General features: G+C 64.6%; 11 protein-coding genes and 1 pseudogene. 3 read left to right on the top strand and 9 right to left on the bottom strand.

The window, feature by feature from the left end; translation table 11 throughout:
* Positions 1–12: 12 nt before the first annotated feature.
* The 8 genes from cobA to U5A89_RS07145 all read right to left on the bottom strand — a co-directional run bounded on the left by cobA (position 13) and on the right by U5A89_RS07145 (position 11,291).
* On the bottom strand, positions 13–795 hold the full coding sequence (gene cobA, locus U5A89_RS07180; RefSeq protein WP_338160505.1) for a uroporphyrinogen-III C-methyltransferase: 783 nt from the start codon (positions 793–795) through the stop codon (positions 13–15).
* Positions 782–3,391, bottom strand: a complete 2,610-nt coding sequence (locus U5A89_RS07175) for a molybdopterin-dependent oxidoreductase (RefSeq protein WP_338160504.1) — start codon at positions 3,389–3,391, stop codon at positions 782–784. Before U5A89_RS07175 ends, cobA begins: the two co-directional genes overlap by 14 nt.
* A 139-nt stretch (positions 3,392–3,530) precedes the next feature.
* On the bottom strand, positions 3,531–3,866 hold the full coding sequence (nirD, locus tag U5A89_RS07170; RefSeq protein WP_338160503.1) for a nitrite reductase small subunit NirD: 336 nt from the start codon (positions 3,864–3,866) through the stop codon (positions 3,531–3,533).
* Between the two features lie 5 nt (positions 3,867–3,871).
* The gene (gene nirB, locus U5A89_RS07165; protein WP_338160502.1) at positions 3,872–6,382 is read right to left on the bottom strand and encodes a nitrite reductase large subunit NirB; all 2,511 of its coding nucleotides are present in this window, start codon (positions 6,380–6,382) and stop codon (positions 3,872–3,874) included.
* A gap of 206 nt (positions 6,383–6,588) precedes the next feature.
* Positions 6,589–7,794, bottom strand: a complete 1,206-nt coding sequence (locus U5A89_RS07160) for a hypothetical protein (RefSeq protein ID WP_338160501.1) — start codon at positions 7,792–7,794, stop codon at positions 6,589–6,591.
* Positions 7,795–7,936: 142 nt separating this feature from the next.
* Positions 7,937–9,181 (bottom strand): nitrate/nitrite transporter, encoded by a 1,245-nt coding sequence (locus tag U5A89_RS07155; protein WP_338160500.1) that lies wholly within the window; start codon positions 9,179–9,181, stop codon positions 7,937–7,939.
* A 317-nt stretch (positions 9,182–9,498) separates the two neighbouring features.
* Positions 9,499–10,713, bottom strand: a complete 1,215-nt coding sequence (locus U5A89_RS07150) for a CmpA/NrtA family ABC transporter substrate-binding protein (RefSeq protein WP_338160499.1) — start codon at positions 10,711–10,713, stop codon at positions 9,499–9,501.
* Positions 10,710–11,291, bottom strand: coding sequence for an ANTAR domain-containing response regulator (locus U5A89_RS07145; protein WP_338160498.1), 582 nt, complete (start codon positions 11,289–11,291; stop codon positions 10,710–10,712). The genes U5A89_RS07150 and U5A89_RS07145 overlap by 4 nt, the downstream gene beginning before the upstream one ends.
* A 396-nt stretch (positions 11,292–11,687) precedes the next feature.
* Between U5A89_RS07145 and U5A89_RS07140 the strand changes: the two genes are divergently transcribed.
* Complete coding sequence (locus tag U5A89_RS07140) at positions 11,688–12,341, top strand: GntR family transcriptional regulator (RefSeq protein ID WP_338160497.1); 654 nt, start codon at positions 11,688–11,690, stop codon at positions 12,339–12,341.
* Positions 12,342–12,392: 51 nt separating this feature from the next.
* Here U5A89_RS07140 and U5A89_RS07135 read toward each other — a convergent pair whose 3' ends face one another.
* The gene (locus U5A89_RS07135; RefSeq protein WP_338160496.1) at positions 12,393–13,973 is read right to left on the bottom strand and encodes a class I adenylate-forming enzyme family protein; all 1,581 of its coding nucleotides are present in this window, start codon (positions 13,971–13,973) and stop codon (positions 12,393–12,395) included.
* A gap of 163 nt (positions 13,974–14,136) precedes the next feature.
* Here U5A89_RS07135 and U5A89_RS07130 point away from each other — a divergent pair.
* Both U5A89_RS07130 and U5A89_RS07125 read left to right on the top strand, forming a co-directional pair.
* Positions 14,137–15,299: pseudogene (locus tag U5A89_RS07130) on the top strand (acyl-CoA dehydrogenase family protein).
* Positions 15,296–16,360 carry a phosphotransferase family protein gene (locus U5A89_RS07125; RefSeq protein WP_338160495.1) on the top strand — a complete coding sequence of 355 codons (1,065 nt, stop codon included), beginning with the start codon at positions 15,296–15,298 and terminating at the stop codon, positions 16,358–16,360. The pseudogene U5A89_RS07130 and the gene U5A89_RS07125 overlap by 4 nt, the downstream one beginning before the upstream one ends.
* Positions 16,361–16,363: the final 3 nt, after the last annotated feature.

Raw genomic sequence — 16,363 nt, 5'->3', positions numbered from 1 at the left:
TGCCGATCGGGGCTAAACCGAAAGCGCCTCATTCGCCGACACATCCACCGGTATATGCGTCCCCGCCACCGCCTCACCGATCAGCAGCAATGTCGGATCGTCGTCGCTGATCGTCTGCACCAGAAAGGCCAGCGCCGACAGCTTGCCCCGGATCAGCCGCTCGCCCGGCAGCGACACATTGACCGCCACCATGACCGGCGTTTCAGGATCGCGCCCCGCCGCGATCAGCGACCGGCCGATCTCGCCCGCCGCCGCACGACCCATATAGATGCCCAGCGTCCCGCCCGGCCGCGCCAGCGCGTCCCAGTCCAGGCTTAACGGCTCGCCCGCTTTCCAATGCGCCGTGATCAAAGTCAGCCCCCGCGCCACGCCGCGCAGCGTCAACGACGCACTCCCGCTCGCCGCCGCTGCGCTCGCCGTGGTGATGCCGGGGCAGATGCGGAACCGCACCCCCGCTTGGCCCAAATGCGCCATCTCCTCGGCCGACCGGCCAAAGATCGACGGATCGCCGCCCTTCAACCGCACCACCCGCTGGCCCGCTTTGGCCGCCCCGAGCAGCAGGTCGTTGATGCTCTCCTGCGCCTTGCTATGCCGCCCGGACCGCTTGCCCACGCTCACCCGCTCGACGCCATCGGGGATCAGGTCCAGCACGCCCGGCCCGACCAGCGCATCGAAAAAGACGATGTCGGCGGCGGCGATCAGCTTTTCCGCCTTGCGCGTCAGCAGGTCCGGGTCGCCCGGTCCCGCGCCGACCAGCCAGACTTCACCGGGCGCAATGCCTTCATTCGGCTGCATGCAACGTCTCCTGACGGGTGTCTTTCAACAGATTGGCGAGCGCGGGACGGCACGACCCGCAATTGGTCCCCGCCCCCAGCGCCTGGCCGATGGCGGGCACATCGACCAGTTGCTGGTCGCGGATCGCCGCAACGATCTGGTTGAGGCCGATGTCGAAACAGACGCAGATGGTCGCGCCCTTATCCGGCTGGCTGCCCGGTCCGCGCGCGGCGAGCACCGAAGCGCCCACGCCCTCGACCGACAATTGCCCGATCAACCAGTCGCGCGAGGGCAGCAGGCCCGTCCGTGTCACGATCAATATGCCCGCCAGCCTGCCGTCGCGGATGATCGCCACCCGCCGCGTGCCGCGGGTCTGGTCGATCGCCTCGACCCCATCGCCCTTGGGCAGGCTGGCCTCCAGCCGCGCCGCATCGCCATGGCCCGCCACTTCGTACAGCGCGCCGCCCGGCACCGTCACGCGCGTCGCCCACAGGCACGGTAGCCGCACGGGTTCATCCCCGCGCAGGATCAGGAAGCCGCGCCATTCGGTCGCGACCCGCTCGACGCTGGCGGGGGTCGATTTGAAACCCGGCTGGCCCGAATGGGGATCGACCAGCGGCCGGGGCAGCAGGCCGGTGCGACCGCCGCTCGATGTCCGGTCGGTCCAGTGGATCGGCGTGAAAATCTCGCCGGAACGCTGCCCTTCGCTGATCGCAGCGCGGAAGATACTGTCACCCTGCGCCGTCCGCACCCGCGCCAGATCGCCATCGCTGATGCCCAGCGCCATGGCGTCGCGCGGATGCATCTCGACCAGCGGCTCCTCGCGATGCCGCGCCAGCTTGGGGGCCAGCCCCGTGCGCGTCATCGTATGCCACTGGTCGCGATAGCGCCCGGTATTGAGCGTCAGCGGCCAGTCCTTAAGCGGCCCTTGCACGTCCATCTGCCGGGTCAACACCAGCCGCGCCTTGCCATCGGGCGTCGTAAAACCATTGGCGAAGGGCGCATCCCCGCCCCAGCGAAACGGCGTCATCGCGTCATAGGCGTCATTGCCGATCGTCGCCCAAGCGTGCAGGTTCAGCACGCGCGCACCGTCATTCTGATAGGCCGTCAACCGCGCATGTTCGCGCCAGATATCGGCAGGCCGATCATAGGCGAAGGCATTGCGCCACCCCATGCGGCGCGCGACCTCAGTCACGATCCACCAGTCCGGCTTCGCCTCGCCCGGCAGCGCCATGAAAGGCCGCTGACGGCTGATCGTCCGGTCGCTATTGGTGACGGTCCCATCCTTCTCGCCCCATCCCGCGGCGGGCAGGCGCACATGGGCATGAACGCTGGTGTCGGTATCGGCGATGATGTCCGACACGACGACGAAGGGGCAGGCCTCCAGCGCCTCGCGCACGCGGCCCGCATCGGGCAGCGATACGGCGGGGTTAGTCGCCATCACCCATAGCGCCTTGATCCGCCCTTCGCCGATCTGGCGAAACAGGTCGACGGCCTTCAGGCCCGGCTTGGTCGCCATGGCCGGCGCGGCCCAGAAACGCCCCACTCGCGCAACATTGTCGGCCAAGAAATCCATATGCGCCGCCAGCGTGGAGGCAAGGCCACCCACTTCCCGTCCGCCCATGGCGTTGGGCTGACCGGTGATCGAGAAAGGCGCCGCGCCCGGCTTGCCGATACGGCCCGTCGCCAGATGCACGTTGATGATCGCATTGACCTGATCGGTGCCGCGGATCGACTGGTTGATGCCCTGGCTGAACATCGTGACCGTGCGCGGCGTGGCGGCGAACAGTCGGTAGAATTGCTCCAGCAGCGCAGGCGCGATGTCGCAGGTCTTGGCCGTCGTCCACAGGTCATGGCCGATGGCGATGTGGTCCCAAAAGCCTTCGGGTGCGCTCACATGGTCGGCGATGAAAGCAGGATCGGTGACCCCCTCGGCTGCACACCAGGCGAGCAGGCCGTTCATCAGCGCGACGTCGGTGCCCGGCTTTACCGCCAAATGCAGGTCGGCGTCCTCACAGGTTTCGGTGCGGCGCGGGTCGATCACCACCAGCTTCGTGCCCCGCGCCGCGCGCGCGGCCTGGATGCGCTGATAGACGATCGGGTGGCACCAGGCGGTGTTCGACCCGACCAGCACGATCAGGTCCGCCGCGTCCAGATCATCATAGCTGGCGGGCACCACATCCTCGCCAAAGGCGCGCATGTGTCCCGCCACTGCGCTAGACATGCACAGGCGGCTGTTGGTGTCGATATTCGCCGACCCGATGAAGCCCTTCATCAGCTTGTTGGCGACATAATAATCCTCGGTCAGCAACTGGCCCGAGACATAGAAAGCCACGCTGTCGGGGCCGTGCTGGGCGATCGTCTCGCGAAATTTCCGCGCGACCAGGTCCAGCGCCTTGTCCCAACTGGCGCGCTTGCTGCCGATCATCGGGTGCAGCAACCGCCCGTTCAGCCCCACCGTCTCGCCCAGATGCGTCCCTTTGGAACAGAGCTTCCCCGCATTGGCCGGATGCGCCTCATCGCCTGCGATCGTGACGGTTCGTGGCCCGGTGGGCGTCGCTGATATGCCGCAGCCTACGCCGCAATAGGCACAGGTGGTGCGGATGGAGATGGTCATAGCCCCTCCCTACTTAGGGAAGAATTGCGGTGGGTGGCGAGCGCAGCGAGCCTCCTTCGGAGGCACCCACCCCCGGCCCTTCGACGGAGGCACGTGACTCCGTCGAACTTAAAAGGGAGGGGAGAAGAAAGCCCAACCCTCACGCCGCCACCTGCACCGCCACCGGTCGCGCAATCCATATTCGCCCGCCCTCTTCCCTCACCGCAATGGTCGGCGTGCAGCCGCTATCCGCGCCCTGCGCCTCGCCCGTCTTCAATGCGATGTTCCAGTTATGCAGCGGGCAGGCGACGCTATGACCGTGGACGATGCCTTGGGAAAGCGGCCCCTTTTTGTGCGGACATTCATTGACCAGCGCGAAGACCTGATCGTCGCCGGTGCGGAACACCGCGATTTCTTTCTCCGCGCCGATCTGCACCGTGCGCGCGCCGCGCTGGGGGATGTCGGCCAGCGTGCCGATGTCGATCCAATCCGTCATGTCGTTCACTCCGCCGCGATGCTGATGGGGTCGAGGGGCTGGTGCAATTCCGCCTGCCCACCGGCGGCGCGCTCCGCCCAGGGATCGTCCTGCATGAACTGCTGCGAGAAGAGGAACCGCGCGCGCAGCGCCTCGCGCCCCGCTTCATCCTCCACGATCCGCGCCTTCACATAATCGACGCCGACCCGCTCGATCCATGGCGCGGTCCGCTCCAGATAGCGCGCTTCCTCGCGATAAAGCTGGGTGAAGGCGGCGCAATAATCGAGCGCCTCCTGCTCGGTCGCGACCTTGCACAGCAGGTCGGTGACGCGGACATGGATGCCGCCATTGCCGCCGACATGCAGTTCATAGCCTGAGTCCACGCAGACGATCCCGAAATCCTTGATCGTCGCTTCCGCGCAATTGCGGGGGCAGCCTGACACCGCGATCTTGAACTTGTGGGGCATCCACGACCCCCAGGTCATCCGCTCGGTCTTGACGCCAAGGCCCGTCGAGTCCTGCGTCCCGAACCGGCACCATTCGGACCCCACGCAGGTCTTCACCGTGCGCAGCGACTTGCCATAGGCATGGCCCGACACCATCCCCGCCGCATTGAGGTCGGCCCAGACGGCGGGCAGATCCTCCTTCCTGATCCCGAAAATGTCGAGCCGCTGTCCGCCGGTGACCTTGACCATCGGCGCGTTGAACTTCTCGACCACATCGGCGATCGCCCGCAATTCCCGTGGGTTGGTGAGGCCACCCCACATACGCGGCACGACCGAATAGGTGCCGTCCTTCTGAATATTGGCGTGCATGCGTTCATTGACGAAGCGGCTCTGCTGGTCGTCGACATAGTCCCCCGGCAGCGCGCAGAGCAGATAGTAATTGAGCGCAGGACGGCAGGAGGAACAGCCATCGGGCGTGGTCCAGTGCAGCTTCTGCATGACTTCGGGGATGGCACGCATGTCCTGCGCGACGATCTCCCGCCGTACATCGTCATGGCCGAAGCTGGTGCATTTGCACATCGTCTTGGGGCCGGACTGGACGGCTTCGCCCAGGGTTACGGCCAGCAGATTTTCGACCAGCCCGGTGCAGCTGCCACAACTCGCCGACGCCTTGCAGCCCGCCCGCACCGCGTCCAGGCTGCATGCGCCCGCGTCGATGCAGGCGACGACCTGGCTCTTGCTGACGCCGTTGCAGCCGCAAATCTCGGCATCGTCCGAGAGCGCCGCAACGGCCGCCTTAGGGTCCAGCGCGCCCCCTCCCTGGGCGAAGGCCTGGCCGAAGATCAGCAGGTCGCGCATGTCGGCGACGCTCTCGCCGCGCTTCAACAGGTCGAAATACCAGCCGCCATCAGCCGTATCGCCATAGAGGACGGCACCGACGACGCGATCGTCCTTCACCACGACGCGTTTATAGACGCCGCGCGCCGCGTCGCGCAGGACGATATCCTCACACCCGTCCCCGCCGGAAAAGTCGCCCGCGGAAAACACGTCCAGCCCGGCGACCTTCAGCTTGGTCGATGTGACCGACCCCTTATAGCCCGTGTGCCGGTCGGTCAGCCCGTCCGCCAGGCTGCGGCACATATCCCACAGCGGCGCGACCAGGCCATAAACATTGCCGTCATGCTCGACGCATTCGCCGACCGCCAATATAGCGGCATCGCTGGTGACCATATGGTCGTCCACCTTGATGCCGCGGTTGACGTCCAACCCCGCCTCGCGCGCCAACGCCGTCGATGGACGGATGCCCACCGCCATGACGACCAGGCTGGCCGGAATTTCCGTGCCGTCCTTCAACCGCACGCCCTCGACCTGGCCTTCCCCAAAAATCTCGGCGGTGTTCGCGCCGGTCAGGATCGTCTGCCCTCGCGCTTCCAGCGCGCTCTTGAGCAACCAGCCCGCCGCTTCGTCCAGCTGCCGCTCCATCAGCGTGTCCATCAGATGGATCACCGTCACCTTCATGCCGCGCAGGGTCAGGCCGTGCGCCGCCTCCAGCCCCAGCAGCCCGCCGCCGATCACCACCGCGTCCCCGCCCTGGCCCGCCGCGGCCAGCATCGTGTCGACATCCTTCATGTCGCGGAAGCTGATGACGCCGGGCAGATCCTTGCCCGGCACCGGGATGATGAACGGATCGGAGCCGGTCGCGATCAATAGCTTGTCATACTGGACGCTGCGCCCGCTCTGCGCGGTCACCCGCTTGGCGGCGCGATCAATCGCCGTCACCGGATCGGCGACGATCAGGTCGATGCCATTGTCGGCGTACCAGGCGCGGTCGTTGATGACGATCTGCTCGAACGTCTTCTCCCCCGCCAGCACCGGCGAGAGCATGATGCGGTTGTAGTTCACATGCGGTTCCGCGCCGAAGATGGTGACGCGATAGCGCCCCGCATCGCGCGCCAGCAATTCCTCGACTGCGCGGCATCCAGCCATGCCGTTGCCGACCACGACCAGATGTTCGCGCACATCGTCCGACGGCACGCGGATATCGTCCGCGCTGTCCGCTACCGGCTCCGTTGTTCCGATCTGAAATTCCATCCCCGTCGCTCCAGAAACCAAAAAAGCCGCCATCCTGACCCCCGGTAAGAACCGAAAGTCAGGATGGCGGCTTTGCCATCATAAGCGCCTTGTCGATCCGTCCCTGGACCGCCGCAGCTTGTGTGTTGAGGACATCCTTGTCCCTTGCAGTGCAGCATATGGGGAATTGCCCGACCACTCAAGCGATTCCTCTCATGCTTTTTCAATCAGATGGCCCAATCCGCCTGGAGCCAGAGCTTGTCGGTATCGGTCGCCATCACTTTGGCGTCATAATGGGCGTAGCGGATCGACAACGCCGTCTTCTTCACCTTCGCCGAGGCTATGAGATCGATCTCGTCGCCATAATGCTGGTCCAGCCGGTCGCTCTCGAACCGATGCCAGCTGCCCGCCAGCGCAACTCCGGCCAGCGGCCCCATCTGTTTCCAGCCATAGCCACCCCCGACATACAGGTCGCGCACGCCATTGGCGGGCGTCGTCAGGAATTTGTCGGCCCAGCCCTGAAATTTGAAATTGGTGCCGAGCGGCGTCTGGAAGCTGGTGAAGGGCAGGCCGCTGCTCGCCCCCAGCACCTCATACCCGCCATTCAGCTTGAAGCCCCCGACGTCCAGCGTCGCGTCCGCCAGCCAGTAATCCGCGCGATAATCATTGGGATTGCGATGATGGTCCGACTGCCGCGCATAGCTGATCTGATAGGATAGTTTGGCGACCTTGGACAAAGGCCGCGTCCCCGCCAGCCGCACCCCATAGGTCTGGCTCGACAGCCGGAAGGCCTGCACCGCCGCCTCATTCTGATCGACCATATAGGCAAAGCCGGTCAGCGTGCCGACGGGCGTCGCATAGGACAGGTTGGCAAAGATATTGTCGCCACTCACCGCCTGCTGCCGCGCGCCTTTGCCCTCAAAACCCCAGATCGTCCGCGCGCTCCAGGCATAGGCAACGTCCAGCTTCAGCCCCTTGACCGGGGTCAGTTCCGCCCGCACCGCATCGAACGTCTGCCCATTGTCGCGGAAGGCGACATTGCCGACAAAGCGTTCGTCATCCAGCACGATCTTCTGCCGCCCGCCGGTCAGCGTCACCGCCTTGGTCTTATATTGCAACTGCGCGATATAGAGCGCGATATTCTGCGGATCGGCCACGATCGGCCGGGTAGCGTCGCCGTTCAGCCCGTCATAATAATGATCGATGACGGCCAGCGTCCCCTGCCCCACGATGGTGGCGGACAGCGCCCCGCTGCTGGCGCTCACCCCGGCGCGGGCGCGGACGGTCAGTGCGTCCGCCTCTTTGAGCAGGCCGTCCTGATCGACATGCTCATAGCGCAACCGCGCTTCGGCGATGGGTTTCAGGCTGATCTCTTGGGCGCAAGCCGGCCCTGCGGCGGCCAGCACGGCCGCCGATGCGATGATGATCTTCATGGACAATCGCCCCCCTTGGACGAAGACATACGTAAAAATCCCGTTCAGCCTGAGCCTCTGACTGTGGTCGGCACGAACGGTTTGCGTAAATTTCGAAATTTGGGGCGGCGGCCTCATGGGACCGCCGCCTCCTCCCCTACCCTTAAATCCGCGCGCCGCTGGTCCAGGTCGCGCGCCACTTGCCCTTGACCATCGTCAGCCCCAGCAGTGCCACCAGGGCCAGTCCCCCAAAGATCAGAAAGCCCGACGCAAAGCTGCCGGTAAACTGCTTGGCCAGCCCCAGCGAACTGGCGAGGTAAAAGCCGCCAATACCACCGGCCATGCCGACCAGGCCGGTCATGACGCCGATTTCCGCCTGGAACCGCTGCGGCACCAACTGGAATACCGACCCGTTGCCCGTGCCCAGCGCCAGCATCGCCAGCACGAAGAAGCCCAGTGCCCCGACCAATGTCGTCGCATAAGCCACCCCCGTCAGCGCCAGCGCCGCGACGATCAACACCATGGTCAGCGTCTTTACGCCGCCGATCCGGTCGGCGAGCGCCCCGCCCATCGGCCGCACCAGCGACCCGGCGAACACGCAACCCGCCGTGCAATAGCCCGCGATGATCGGCGTCAGCCCGAACTGGTCGGTGAAGTAGATCGGCAGGGATGCCGCCAGCCCCACGAACCCGCCGAACGTCACCGCATAAAAGCCCATCAACCACCAAGCGTCAGCTTGCTTCAACGGCTCGAAATAATCGATCAGCTTCTTGGCAGGCGGCGCATTGGGCGCGTCCTTCGCCATGATCATATAGACGACAAAGACGATGCTCAGCGGAATGCAGGCCAGCCCCAGCACCGCGTTCCAGCCGAACAATTTCGCCAGCATCGGCGCGAACAGCGAGGCCAATACCGTGCCCGAATTGCCCATGCCCGCCAGGCCCATCGCCTTGCCCTGATGCTCGGGCGGATACCAGCGGCTCGCCAACGGCAGCGCGATCGCGAAACTCGCGCCCGCAAAGCCCAGGATCACGCCCAGCGCCAGCGTCCCGCCGAAGCTGTTGACGCCCATCACCCAGGCGGTGAACAGGCCGGCGATCACGATGATCTGGCTGATCGCGCCCGACCGCTTCGGCCCGATACGATCGACCAGCAAGCCGTTGACCACGCGCAGCAGCGCCCCCGCCAGCGTCGGCACCGCGACCATCAGGCCTTTTTCGGCCGGGGTCAGCATCAGCGTCTTGGATATCATCGGGGCGAGCGGCCCCAGCAGCACCCACACCATGAAGGCGAGGTCGAAATAAAGGAAAGCGGCGATCAGCGTCGGCGTATGGCCCGACTTCCAGAAACTCGTCGCGGGCGCGGCCGGTGCGGCCTCTCCATCGCGATCCCAATAAGCAGTAGCCATGTGACGTCCCCCAATAAAAGGCAATGGACACGAAAAAAGCCGCAGCCCGGACGATACCTTGGCGGTATATCCGGTCAGCGGCTTTGCTGCGATATATGGTGAGGACATGTGGTCCCCCCATTGGGACGGCACATCCGAAACGCGCGCTTCATCGCGCGACGCCTATGTTATCTCGCGATTCGCATTATGTTGCAAGGCACAAAATTATGAGCCTTTTCAGCAAGCCATAGCTTCATCCGTCATTGCCAGCGCAGCGAAGCAATCCATGGTAGCGCCACATGGATTGCTTCGCTGCGCTCGCAATGACGACGACATTATTACCGCCCCGCCGCAAATCCCGCCAGATAGTCCTCGATCTTCTCCGGATCGAACACGCGCCCATCGAAGAAGCGATCCGGCCCCAGCGTCAATTCCCCCCGGCGCGATCCCACCGCCAGCGGGAGGTCCACTGCCCCTTCCAGCTTCATGCTCGCGCCCGGCATGGCGACGTCGCTCTGCGCCAGCGCGCGGCGATAGACGTCGGGCCGGAACACCGCCGCCGCCTGCGCCGCAGTCGCCGCATCATGCGACACCATGTTCCACCGCACAAGCTGCGAATAGATCCACAGCGCCTGGCTGCGCCAGGGAAAGGGCGTCGCCTCACGCGAGAACAGCATGAAATCGGGGTTGGCGACCGGCGCCTCGCCCGCGCGCGCCACCATCTGCCCCGACAGCGCGCGCGCGATCAATTCGGCGGGCTGATCGACATAGCGCGGATCGGCCAGCAATCCGGCCAGATCGCCATGATTGGCGCTGTCGTCGCACCACGCCGCCGCCCGCGCCAGCGCGCGCAGCAACCGATCGACCGTCTCGGGATTGTCCTCCAGCCAGGGCGCGCGAAAGGCCAGCACCTTTTCCACCCCGCGCCGCCATATCCGCTCGCCGATCGCCACCGTTTCGGCCAACCCGGCTTCCACCGCCGCGCTGCCCCAGGGTTCGCCCGCGATGAAGCCGTCGATCTCGCCCGCGCGCATCGCTTCGACCGTCAGCGAGGGCGGCAGCACGCGCAGCACGACATCGCGATCGGGATCGACCCCCGCGCTCGCCAGCCAGTAGCGCAGCATCAGGCTGTGGCTGGAAAAGCGGTGGACGACACCGATCACCGGCTTGCGCCGCCACAGCCCGATCGCGGCGGCAAAATCATGCGCGGTGCCCAGCGGATCGGCCAGCCGCGCCGCCACGTCCGGTTCCAGCGCGGCGGCGAAATCGCGTGCCATCACCAGCATATTGCCATTGACGCCCAGCTTGTAGGGCGCGGCCAGCGCCGCGGGCTGCTGGCTCAGCCCCAGCGTTACCGCCACCGCCAGCGGCGCCAGCATCTGCGCCGCCTGCACCTGCCCATAGACCAGCCGGTCGCGCAGCGTCGCCCAGCTGGTCGTGCGCACCAGTTCCAGGTCCAGCCCCTGTTCCTCGGCAAAGCCCCGTTCGCGCGCCGCGACCAGTACCGCCGCGTCGGTCAGCGGCAGGAAGGCGATCTTCAGCCCGGTCGTCATATTCCGCCTCCCAACAGGTCGCTCGCGGTGATCAGCGCCTGGGCCACCTCCACGATCTTTTTCCCCTGATTCATCGCCGCCGACCGGAGCAAGGCATAGGCGTCCTGTTCGTTCAGCGACCGCTGGTTCATCAGGATCGACTTGGCTCGATCGATGATCTTGCGGTCGGACAGCGCCGTGCGCGCCTCGTCCAGTTCGGTCTGCATCTTGGCGAAGGCATTGAACCGCCGCACCGCCAGTTCCAGCACCGGCTTCACCCGCTCCTTGCGCAGGCCATCCACGACATAGGCGGACACCCCCGCATCGATCGCCGCGCCGATCATCGCATCGTCGGACTGGTCGACGAACATCGCGATCGGCCGGGCCAGCGCGCGGCTGACGATCAGCATTTCCTCCAGCGTGTCGCGGCTGGGGCTGCCAAGGTCCATCAATACGACATCGGGCGCCATCCGCTCCAGCCGCGCGACGAATGCGCCGCGCGGGGGCACGATATGGATATCGTCATAGCCCGCTTCGCGCAGACCTTCCTCCAGGACGGTCGCGCGCAGCCCGCTGTCATCGATGATGACTATTCGCATTGCTGCCCCTTCTGATGTCGCCATAGCAGCAGTTTGCGGCACTGAGTCAAACCGAGCGCGGCTGTTGCTCCATTTTTTCGGTACGCATGCGATCAACAGCGCATCATCCGGCAGAGCGATGTCGGCGAAACCCTGATCCGGCAAGAGCGGTACGACTGCGCCATTCCGTCCGTTTCATCGACCGTCCGCCATAGCATTTGCCTGCGTTCAAGGCTTTGCGGTAGACGCGTGCAAGGCGGCCGATACCACCGTTTTAAAACGACGTACCGAACAGGGAGTTTGCGTGTCGCAGGATATGGGTTTTACCGTGATCATCGCGCCCCGGAACATGGACGTCGTCGGTTTGATCCTTTTGGGTGGGACCGGCCGCCTGGGGCAAGATGGCTGGAAGCGTCCATGACCGGACCAGCGCCCACGGCGTCGGACAAAGTCTATCTGGGCATCATGCGGGATATCGAAGACCGTCGGATGGTGCCGGGCCAAAGGCTGGCGGAAACCGACCTTGCCGCGCGATACGGCGTAGGACGCAATGCCGTTCGAGAGGCCATGCAGCGCCTGGCGATGCGCGGCATCGCGGACCTGAAACCCAATCATTCCCCCGCGATCCGGTTTCTCGACAATGCGGAAGTCTTAGAAGTCCTGGACGTCGCGGAATATATGACCGCTCTTGCCGCCCGCTCCGCCGCGTGCCGGTTCGACGTCGATGTGCATGGCGCGATGCTGGACGAGGCGATGGCGCAGCTGGGGTCCGTCGATGCCGATAGCCCTCATGGCGCTTTCGGACGGGTGCGGCGCCGTTTTTATCGCGCGCTTTTGCACATCGGCGGCAACCGGGAATTGCAGCGCATATATCCCGCCGTCGGCATGCACCTGATATTTTCGCAATTTCACTCGCCAAAAATGCAGAAGGTCCGGATCGCCGACTATAACCGCATCAGCGACGCGGTGGTCGCAGGAGATGGCGATGCAGCCGAAGCGGCTGGGCGGGACCATACGCGGGCCGTACGGCGGATCATCGCGCAATTGATGGACGAGCAAACTGCTGCTTGATCCGGTCATAGGGGCACGCCACCGGACCACGGCATATCGCAAACCTGGCCTTCAACCAGTGCCGATCGCAAGACGCAGTTCGCGTTTCAACAGCTTGCCGTTGGCGTTCCGGGGCAGTGGCCCGGCTATCGCTTCGACCATGTCGGGCACCTTATAGTCGGACAGACGCTGGGCGCACCATTGTCGCAACAGTGCACCATGCGCACCCGCTTCCGCCCCGAGGACGACGAAGGCATGGACACGCTCGCCCAGAACCGGACAGGGTTTCCCGACGACGGCGGCTTCGACCACGACGGGATGCGCCATCAGGATATTTTCGACCTCGACCGAATAGATTTTATAACCGCCCCGGTTGATCACATCCTTGCTGCGGTCATAGAGGCGAACAAAACCGTCCGCATCCATCGCGCCGATATCGCCCGAGCGCCACAAGCCGCCGGTAAACTCGTTGAGCGTGGCTTCAGCATTATTCCAATAGCGTGGAACGACATGGGGACCGCCGATCCAGATTTCGCCTTGCCCGCCGCGCTCGACTTCACGCCCATCCTCATCGAGAATGACCAGGTCGCAATAGGCCAGTGGTCGGCCCACCTGGTCCGAACGGCTGGCGGCCTCCGCTGCGGGCATGATGACGGAGGGAGACGTCGTTTCGGTCGCCCCGTAGATGTTGGAAAGGCGCAATGCGGGATGGCTGGTGGCAAGGGCTTCCACCGCGCTGTCGGGCATCGGCGCGCCACCGAACGCGCATACACGCCAGGCGGACAGGTCGAACGCGGCGAAGTCCGGTTCGCGAAGGCATAGCAGCAACATGGCGGGAACCACGCTGCTATAGGTCATCCTTTCGGCCTGCGCCGTTTCCAGAAAATGCCTGGCCTTGAACGCGCGGTGGAGCACGACCGTACCGGCCAGATGCAGAACCGTCATGACGTTGAGCACGATCCCGGTAACATGGGACAGGGGAACGGTGACGACATCGACCTCCCCTTCGGACAGGCCCATCGCAGCAACAGCGCCTATGCAACTGGTGATGACGCCGAATTGGGTAAGGACCGCGCCCTTTGGTCGCCCGGTCGTGCCCGACGTGTAGAGTATGCAGAAGATATCATCTTCGTCTTGCGGCACCATAGGGAGGGCATCGCCCGGCCCGCTGGCGACGGCCCAGATGCGCGCGGCGTCATCGACGGCGATCTGGTGCTGCACGTCCGGTATATCGGCGGCGTCGGGTATCTCGCTGCGTAAATCGGCTTCATGCAATAAGAGCATCGCCCCGGAATCGGCGAGCATATGCGCCGTTTCCTGACGCTTCTGACGGATATTCATAGGTACGCAAATCGCACCAAGCCGGGCGGCTGCCAGCATGGCGACCACGAAATCCGCGCGGTTTGCCAGAAGCAAGGCGATCCGCGCACCGGCCTGAACGCCCTTCGCCACGAACAGCCTGGCCGTCCGTTCCACAGCGTCCGAAAGCGAGCGATAGGACATGCGCAGATCGCCATCGACCAGCGCGATGCGATCAGGCGCGCGAAGCACCGCCGCATCCAGCATGTCCACGATCGCCTTGTGCCGATCCGCGACGGCACGCACCAGCCGCCCATGATGGAACTCGTGCCGAAGGCTGAGGCAGCCCTGCATCACATCTCTCCTGCAATCTGCTGTCCAGATTTTAGATGACTTTGACGGGATATGCAGGCAGAAGCAACGGCATATTGTTCTACGATATTGTTCCATGCTGTTGGCGACCAAGACCGACGACATGGCGAGGAGCGGAAGTTTGATGGGCGTGGATGGATTGGATATGGGCGAGCAGATCGCCGCACGCGTCGAAGCGTTCGTGCGTGGCGAAGTGATTCCCTACGAAGCCGATCCCAGGGCGCATAACGCTCACGGACCATCGGACGAACTGGTCCGCGAATTGCGCGAAAAGGCGCGCAAGGCGGGCGTGCTGACGCCGCATATCATGGATGGCGGCGCCCATCTTTCGCACCGGGCCACGGCAAAAATTCTCCGCCGCGCCGGCCTGTCGCCGCTGGGGCCGCTCGCCGTGAACGTCATGGCCCCGGACGAGGGCAATATGTATCTGATGGGCAGGGTCGCCACGCCTGACCAGAAAGCGCGCTTCCTGCAACCGCTGATCGAAGGGACAGCCCGTTCGGCCTTCCTGATGACCGAGCCTGCGGTAGAAGGCGGCGCGGGTTCCGACCCTTCGATGATGAAGACGATCGCCACGCCTGATGGCGGCGACTGGGTCATCAACGGGAAAAAGGCGTTTATCACGGGCATCAAGGGCGCGTCCGTCGGGATCGTGATGGCGCGCACCGACACGGGCAGCGACAAGATGGGCGCGACCATGTTCCTGGTCGACCTGCCCAATCCCGCCATCCGGATCGAGCGTCTGATCGATACGATTGATAGCGCGTCCCCGGGGGGCACGCCGTAGTCATAATCGACAATCTCAAGGTATCGGACGACCGGATTTTGGGCGCCGTTCATGAAGGTTTTCGTTACGCGCAGGTGCGGCTGGCGCCTGCCCGGCTGACGCATTGCAGCCGCTGGCTCGGCGCGGCGATGCGTACGCAGGAAATCGCCACCGCCTACACGACGTCGCGTCATGCATTCGGCAAGCTGCTGATCGATCATGAAGGCGTCGGCTTCATGCTGGCGGACAATCATATCGCCCTGAAGCAGGCGGAACTGACGATCGACTGGTGCGCTGGCGTGCTGGACAGTGGCGCCTTGGGCACTGTCGAAAGTTCGATGGCCAAGGTCGCCGTGTCGGAGGCGCTGTTCCAGATCGCGGATCGCTGCGTTCAGATGATGGGCGGCACCGGCGTGAGCGGCGACACGGTCGTGGAGCAGATATTCCGCGAAATCCGCGCCTTTCGCATCTATGATGGCCCGACCGAGGTCCATAAATGGAGCCTTGCCAAGGCCATCAAACGCGCGGCGCTTACGGCATGACAGGCTCTGGCGAGGCATCTACAGCAGGCACGTCGTCACCGCTGGACGACGTGCGCCTGATCGCCTGGATGACCGCCAACATCGATGGGTATGAAGGCCCGCTGACCATAAGCCGTTTTGCGGGCGGGCAGTCCAATCCGACCTATCGCCTGTCGACGCCGGGTCGCGACTATGTGCTGCGGCGCAAACCATCGGGCCTATTGGCGCCCGGCGCCCATGCCGTTGATCGGGAAGCGCGGGTGATGCGGGCGTTGGGCCAACAGGGGTTTCCCGTTCCGCACATCCATGCCCTTTGCACGGACGAGGCCGTTATCGGCGGCTGGTTCTACGTCATGGACTATATCGAGGGTCGCGTGTTTTGGGACGCGCGTTTCGAAAGCGTCCCCGAAGCTGAGCGCCCCGCCTATTTCGATGCCATGAACGACACGATCGCGCGCCTGCACCGCTTCGATCCTGCTGCGCTGGGCCTCTGCGACTTCGGCAAGGCGGGCAATTATTTTCAGCGCCAGATCAGTCGCTGGTCCCGCCAATATGCCGCGGATGCGGACGTTGCCGGGCGGGACGATGCGATGGATGCGCTGATCGAATGGCTTCCGGGGCATATGCCGACATCGGACGAAACCCGCCTGATCCATGGCGACTATCGCGCCGACAATATGGTTTTTCATCCCACCGAACCACGCGTTCTGGCCGTGCTCGACTGGGAATTGTCGACCCTGGGGCATCCGCTGGCCGATTTCGTCAACCATGCGATGATGTATCACCTGCCGCCCACGATACTCTCCGGATTGGAAGGTAGCGATTTGCACGCGCTCAACCTGCCAGGCGAAGATGCCTATGTCGCACAATATTGCGCGCGAACCGGGCGAACGGCGATAGACGACATGGACTGGTTGCTGGCGTTCTCGCTGTTTCGGCTGGCCGCCATCTATCATGGCATAAGGGCGCGCGCGCTGCGCGGGAACGCATCCTCTGCCCACGCCCTGGACCTTGCCGCAGCCTATCCGATGCTGGCCGCCCGCGCCCTGGCCCATGCGCGGTCGGGCGCAAGCCCGCCCTGACAC

The sequence above is a fragment of the Sphingobium sp. HWE2-09 genome, assembly GCF_035989265.1.
Taxonomy (GTDB): Bacteria; Pseudomonadota; Alphaproteobacteria; order Sphingomonadales; family Sphingomonadaceae; genus Sphingobium.
The sequence above is the reverse complement of the archived record's forward strand: the minus strand, read 5'-3'. Positions and strand labels throughout refer to the sequence as shown.

Excerpts from the sequence above, each read along its gene's own strand:
- cobA (WP_338160505.1), bottom strand. The coding sequence starts at position 795 with ATGCAGCCGAATGAAGGCATTGCGCCCGGTGAAGTCTGGCTGGTCGGC.
- U5A89_RS07175 (WP_338160504.1), bottom strand. The coding sequence starts at position 3,391 with ATGACCATCTCCATCCGCACCACCTGTGCCTATTGCGGCGTAGGCTGC.
- nirD (WP_338160503.1), bottom strand. The coding sequence starts at position 3,866 with ATGACGGATTGGATCGACATCGGCACGCTGGCCGACATCCCCCAGCGC.
- nirB (WP_338160502.1), bottom strand. The coding sequence starts at position 6,382 with ATGGAATTTCAGATCGGAACAACGGAGCCGGTAGCGGACAGCGCGGAC.
- U5A89_RS07160 (WP_338160501.1), bottom strand. The coding sequence starts at position 7,794 with ATGAAGATCATCATCGCATCGGCGGCCGTGCTGGCCGCCGCAGGGCCG.
- U5A89_RS07155 (WP_338160500.1), bottom strand. The coding sequence starts at position 9,181 with ATGGCTACTGCTTATTGGGATCGCGATGGAGAGGCCGCACCGGCCGCG.
- U5A89_RS07150 (WP_338160499.1), bottom strand. The coding sequence starts at position 10,713 with ATGACGACCGGGCTGAAGATCGCCTTCCTGCCGCTGACCGACGCGGCG.
- U5A89_RS07145 (WP_338160498.1), bottom strand. The coding sequence starts at position 11,291 with ATGCGAATAGTCATCATCGATGACAGCGGGCTGCGCGCGACCGTCCTG.
- U5A89_RS07140 (WP_338160497.1), top strand. The coding sequence starts at position 11,688 with ATGACCGGACCAGCGCCCACGGCGTCGGACAAAGTCTATCTGGGCATC.
- U5A89_RS07135 (WP_338160496.1), bottom strand. The coding sequence starts at position 13,973 with ATGCAGGGCTGCCTCAGCCTTCGGCACGAGTTCCATCATGGGCGGCTG.
- U5A89_RS07125 (WP_338160495.1), top strand. The coding sequence starts at position 15,296 with ATGACAGGCTCTGGCGAGGCATCTACAGCAGGCACGTCGTCACCGCTG.